Below are 5,773 nucleotides of genomic sequence, written 5' to 3' on the forward strand. Positions count from 1 at the left end.
TYTTAACTTTTTAAAAGTTGTATTACACATTTATTAAATATCTTAGAAATCTTTACAAAGTGTATCTGTTTTTTCTCCTAATTTAAGGTGTTGTCTTTTCTCTGTTTCAATTAATTAATTTCGCTAATAAATAAAAAAATAACACCAAAGAAAGAGGTGAGTAATGGAAATTAATAAGCAACAAAGAATATGTGATATTGATAACTGCTATAAAGCAATATCATTCATTACTGAACAATTTTTATCAAATAAAGTTTTATGAACTTGTGAAAATCATAAAGATTTATTGAATAAAATAAAAGATAAAACACAAAAACAATTTTATCAAAAACTAGAAAATTCAAAAATTATCTTTGATGATAAAACTGGTTCTTTTAAACTTTGATTTTATAAAACAACTTAATGCAGTGTGGAAGGTTATTTTAAATAACTAAGTGTTTTTATTCCACAGGAGGCGGTCTAGCCCAGCGGTAATCAGTCCGGAAATAATAGACGCTTTAATAAGCGATAGTCGTGTTAAGTGCGAGGTCAACATCAAACGACAATAAATATTGAGATGGTCACTTTATAAATAAATTTGCGATAGATATTACTTCTTAGAAGTGGCAGCAGTTTAAAAACCACAAAGTCAGCATTAGGCTCTTCAAGGTGCGAGTAGATTTATTTTAAAAACTGAACGCTTTGACCTGAAATGGTGTGGGTGAAGAGAGAGAAAACTCTCTGGCTCCACAAAGAAAAAACAACTGTCTATTATTAAACATTGTAAATTGTACTATGAAGTGTAGCACTTTATAAACTGTAAAATCAAGCTTTTTAAATTTGTAAAGATTTTTTATAAAAATTAAAGCAAAAATATCTTTTATTTTATGGCTTATTTTAGTTAATTAATTACTAAAATAACTATTAAGCTTAAAAATAAGGTTTTCATTCATATAAAAAGTGCTACATTTGCATTTACAATTTACACATTCAAACAATTAACATACCGCTACCGCTCACCCCCGGCGAAGCGGATGGCGTAGTAAATAAATACTTAATTATATAACTAACTCTCGCTTTGGCACTTTCACTTGGGAGTGAGTGCCAGCAAGTTAAAAATAGGAGGTAAATATGACCATCAAAAATCTAATATCAATATATATGTACAATGATTTTTATATTAATATATTTGATAATAAAACAGGACAAAAAGAAAATATTAATGATGATATTAATTTAATTAAAAATGAAGAATCATATTTATTAAATCAAGAAATAATTTATTTTAATGTTAAAGAACAAAAAGGAAGAAAATTAATAGAAATATTAATAGCAAAGAATGAGGTAAATTAGTATGTGAAAAGATGAAAACGGTTATGTTTATACTGAAGAAGATTTATTTAATTTAGCATTAGAAGAATGTCATTCAGAAGATAGTGCTTATGAATATATTGATAATTTAATTAATGAAATGGAATTAGAGGAAATTTAAGTAATGGCAGATTTAATTAAAAATATTACTTATCCGTTTTATTTAAAAGGAAATGATTTTAAAGAATTAAGTTTAAAAGCATTACCAATTAAAAAATGAATTGATGAAAATGGACAAGAATTAGCAGAATTTATATATCGACAACAAGCTTGATTAATGAATGGAGGATATAAATCACAATCACTAAAAGATTTAAAATTAGTAGTTTCAAAAATTGATTATGTTTTTAGAGAACCATTAGAATTAATAAAAAATTTTAAAGATGAATTAAATTTTATTAGAAAAGATATTTTGAATTTAGAAAATAATATTAAGAATAATCATGATTTTTTAAAAAATAGTGTTATTAATATTCAATTTCAAAAACAAAATGAAATTGTTGAAACTCATAAAAAAGAACAATTTTTAGAAATTAAAAGTGTAGCAAAACAAGAACAAGAATTAAAAGTTATTACTAGTAATTTTCGTAAAGAAAAATTATTAATTAAAGATATTGAGGTTATTGGTATTAATGATGATTTTTTACAAAAAGTCGATAAATTAGAACTTATTAATCTTATTAAAAATTATTTAACTGTTGATGAACAAATTGTTAAAAATGAAATTAAAGAACAATGAGATAGTAATAAAGATATTAATTTAATTGGAGTTAAAGGTATTAATTTTAAAATAAATAAAGGAGTGAAATAATTATGAGTAATTTAGGAATAAAAGAATTAATAGCAACAGCAGTTGAAACATATGAATTAAATGTTAATGCTAAATATTTACAAGAAAATTTAATTGCTTTGCAAGAACTAAAATTAAAAAATAATCAAAATTATATTAATTTAGTTGGTAATGCTGATAATGGAAAAATTACAGCTTTAGGAATTATTAATTTAAGTAATAAAGGTTTAATTTTTGGAAAAGATTTTAATATTATTCCATTTAAAAATAAATTAACAACTATTATTGATAGTGGTGTTTTTCAAAAAAGAATGGAACAAGAACATTGAATGTTAAAACGCGGAATTATTTATAAAAGTGAAAAATTTGTATGAGATACTGATTTACAAAAGCCAAAACTACACGAAATAGATTTTATGACAAATACAAGTCAATATGAAAATATTATTGGAGCTTATGCTTTTGCAAAAGATAAAAATGCTAATTATCAAGGTATTTTATTAAGAAAAGCAGATATTGACCGTTTAAAAAATAGTAGTCCAAGTGGAAATAGTGAATATTCCCCTTGAAATAAATGACCAAAAGAAATGGTTGAAGCAAAATTATATCGTAAATTAGCCCAAGAATTAGGCGTTGATATTAATGATATTGATTTAGATGAAAAACAAATAAAAGAAGATGGTAATTTTGATTATATACCTTTTAATGATATTACTGTCGCCAAAAATCAGGGGCAGATGAACGATGAATCCTTATCAAATAATATAAATACCCCATCTTATACAGAAATATCGGACACTAACAATAATGTCGTTAAAGAAGAAGATATATCAAATGTAGTACCAGCAGTTAATAATAACAATGATGAGGAATGAGCCAATTGATAAAAATAGGTATTGACCCATCAGGAACTGGTACTACTGCTATTGTTGTTTATAAAAATAATAAATTAATAGATAAACAAGAATTTATAAATAAAAATTGAAAAGAACAATATGAATTTATTAATGATAAATTGTTTGATTATGAAGAAAAAATTAATATTGAAGATTGTTTATATACATCTGCTAATGCAAGTAAAGATAGAGATGATTTATTAAGATTATTAGGAGCATTATCTGTTTACAAATATTTTATTAATTGAGTATCACCAAAAAATACTAAATCAGTTGTTAAAAATATGGAAAATTTAAGTAAATATAATGATAGTTGCTTATGGAAATTTGATAAAGATATTAATTTAACTTATCAATATGGTAAAGGTTGAAAATATAATAACAAAAAAATAAGTAATCATTTACGAGATGCAATTATTATTGCTAATTATGAGGGTTAACATTATGAAACATTCATTTAATCAAAAAACAGGAAAATATTATTCTTGTAAAATTCGGAATATAAATATTTACTTAAATGAAAATGAACAAAAAGTTTGAAATGAATTTAAAYTTNNTACTTATTCACAACGAATAGAACATCTTATTAATTTTTATATAACACACAATAAAGAAAAATAAAAAATAACCAATTAAGGTTATTTTTTAAATACTATTTGTTAGTTTTCGAATAGCATCTTTTTGTGCTTGTTTTTTGTCATTTACTTTAACTTGTTTTTTAACATTTTTAATTTGACCTGTTTTTAATGCTAATTCTGTTGCATAATCAGGTCCTCGTAAATGTTTTTCGTGGGCAATAACAGCAGTTCTTAATTCTCTAATTTCTGCTTTATATTTTTTAATTTTTTTAGCAGATAATCCAAGAATACCAAGACTACCCATTCCACCAGCACCSGCTAAMACAAGTAAAGCAATCATTAATGTTTCATTCATTTTATTTAATTCCTTTCTTATCCTTACTCAAACAGTGGCCATCTATTCTTTCAGAACAAAATAATTTATAAATTAAACTATATAACCACCCAAAAAATATCTGCCACCCCTAATATATAGTTTATTATATAGTTTATTTTAAATTTAATTCTTTGTTATTTTCATTTTGTACATTTTTTAATTTTTCCTCTGTTATGCCATCTAAATTATTTCATTGTTTTGCTATTCTTGGCTGAATAACTCGCGGATTAATCCGACAATCTAAGCAATGTCTTAAATGGTCTTTTTTTCATTTTGATTTATCAATTCAAATTATAATTAAAGAAATTATTAAAGTAATTAAAGGTAAAATTGTAAATACTAATCCCATTTTAGATATTTTTAATCGTGGAATATCAATTTTCATATCTACTTTGGGCTTACTACTAGCAACAAATATGCCTTGAATTCCATGTGTAAATAAAGGTGTTAATAATATTGCTATGCCATTACCTCAATATTGACCATAATTATATCAATTAATATTATCTTTTATTGCATTAATCATTCCATATTCTAATCAACAATTTAATACTAAAAATATTAATGTATAAAAACTAACTACCCAACTACGAATTTTATATTTTCTATCTCATTCTCTAATATCTTTATGAGTTCAATTATAAGTCGGAATAGGGTCTTTCTTAAATCAATTTCAAGGTAAGGCACCTTTTAATCAAGTTGTTTTATCTTGTTTCATTAATTTAATTCCTTCCTAAATTACTTTTTTTCTTTCAATAAACACAAATCCCAAAGATTTAAATGTTGCTGGACCATTAACTCCAATATTAATCAATCCATCAGGATTAATAGATAATGCTAAACATGCACTATTAACACCTATTTGATCATATATAACACCTATTGTTTGTGTAAAACTACGCCTTGTTTGCAACATTCCTTGACTCTTTAAATCCCCTTTGCTATTTTTTCCTGAAGCTCAAATTCTATAAATATAATTTTTTTTATCAAAATTAGGAATATTATATCCGATTTGACCAACTCTAAAATCACTAGTATCAACTTCTTCTCAATCATTATCACCACTAATTGAAATATCACCACTTCCTAATAATGAATTACCATTAATAGTTTTAATGTTTGTCCCACTTACTAATTTATCTTGTTTATCTAATAAAAAATTATCAATGGCAGTTGCACCATAATAATTAGTTAATAAATCTTGTGATGTTTTTACAATATATTTGCCATCTTGCTTATCAATATAATTTTTATCTAAATCACTATCTTTAATACCATCTGATGGAATATCACCACTTTGTTTTGCTTTTTAGACATTATCTTCATAATAAATCGTGTTATTATCAAATGGAACTATTAATTTAATATATTCATTATAATCAATTTTAGAAAAATCATTAATAATTGGATAAGTAATATTTATTGAATTATCTGTTTGTAATCGTTCTTTTAGTCAAAATAATAATGTTGGATAAAAAGTTTTTTTACTAATATGTTTATATTCTTCTTCTCATGAATGAGCATAATTATCTAAACTATAATTATAAGGTCTAGATACTGTTTTACTAGATATAATATCAATTATTTCGCCGGCTAATTTTAAAGCATTTTTAACATCACGAGTAATAGTATCATTTGCCTCATGATCATTAGTTTGTGAGTAAGCAACTCCACCTTGTAAAAATGAAGCACTACCAGTTAAATCATTAACTCCTTTTGGTAAATATCAATTTATAACTGCTAATAAACAAGCAGATTGAATATAACTTAATCATTTATCATA

10 protein-coding genes are annotated in these 5,773 nt (G+C 24.1%); 6 read left to right on the forward strand and 4 right to left on the reverse strand.

The genetic code is table 4. The features are described from left to right. Positions 1-163: 163 nt before the first annotated feature. The 6 genes from EHV01_RS02705 to EHV01_RS02730 all read left to right on the forward strand — a co-directional run bounded on the left by EHV01_RS02705 (position 164) and on the right by EHV01_RS02730 (position 3,476). Positions 164-403, forward strand: coding sequence for a hypothetical protein (locus EHV01_RS02705; RefSeq protein ID WP_422066089.1), 240 nt, complete (start codon positions 164-166; stop codon positions 401-403). Positions 404-1,110: 707 nt separating this feature from the next. Further along, positions 1,111-1,332, forward strand: a complete 222-nt coding sequence (locus tag EHV01_RS02710) for a hypothetical protein (protein ID WP_422066090.1) — start codon at positions 1,111-1,113, stop codon at positions 1,330-1,332. A gap of 1 nt (position 1,333) precedes the next feature. After that, positions 1,334-1,471, forward strand: coding sequence for a hypothetical protein (locus EHV01_RS02715; RefSeq protein WP_338991263.1), 138 nt, complete (start codon positions 1,334-1,336; stop codon positions 1,469-1,471). Between the two features lie 3 nt (positions 1,472-1,474). Next, positions 1,475-2,161 (forward strand): hypothetical protein, encoded by a 687-nt coding sequence (locus tag EHV01_RS02720; protein ID WP_422066091.1) that lies wholly within the window; start codon positions 1,475-1,477, stop codon positions 2,159-2,161. Between the two features lie 2 nt (positions 2,162-2,163). After that, on the forward strand, positions 2,164-3,027 hold the full coding sequence (locus tag EHV01_RS02725) for a recombinase RecT (RefSeq protein ID WP_422066092.1): 864 nt from the start codon (positions 2,164-2,166) through the stop codon (positions 3,025-3,027). Beyond that, complete coding sequence (locus EHV01_RS02730) at positions 3,012-3,476, forward strand: hypothetical protein (RefSeq protein ID WP_422066093.1); 465 nt, start codon at positions 3,012-3,014, stop codon at positions 3,474-3,476. The genes EHV01_RS02725 and EHV01_RS02730 overlap by 16 nt, the downstream gene beginning before the upstream one ends. 205 nt (positions 3,477-3,681) lie before the next feature. Here the strand turns inward: EHV01_RS02730 and EHV01_RS02735 are convergent, their stop codons facing one another. From EHV01_RS02735 to EHV01_RS02750, 4 genes are all read right to left on the reverse strand, one after another. Further along, positions 3,682-3,969, reverse strand: coding sequence for a hypothetical protein (locus EHV01_RS02735; RefSeq protein ID WP_400249478.1), 288 nt, complete (start codon positions 3,967-3,969; stop codon positions 3,682-3,684). Between the two features lie 133 nt (positions 3,970-4,102). Further along, positions 4,103-4,708 carry a hypothetical protein gene (locus EHV01_RS02740; RefSeq protein WP_422066094.1) on the reverse strand — a complete coding sequence of 202 codons (606 nt, stop codon included), beginning with the start codon at positions 4,706-4,708 and terminating at the stop codon, positions 4,103-4,105. 15 nt (positions 4,709-4,723) lie between these two features. After that, on the reverse strand, positions 4,724-4,906 hold the full coding sequence (locus EHV01_RS02745; protein WP_422066095.1) for a hypothetical protein: 183 nt from the start codon (positions 4,904-4,906) through the stop codon (positions 4,724-4,726). Between the two features lie 393 nt (positions 4,907-5,299). Further along, positions 5,300-5,773, reverse strand: a 474-nt coding sequence (locus EHV01_RS02750; RefSeq protein ID WP_422066096.1) for a hypothetical protein, incomplete at its 5' end; no start/stop codon positions are given.

It is taken from the genome of Spiroplasma sp. hy2 (assembly GCF_044714365.1).
Taxonomy (GTDB): domain Bacteria; phylum Bacillota_I; class Bacilli_A; order Mycoplasmatales; family Mycoplasmataceae; genus Spiroplasma; species Spiroplasma phoeniceum.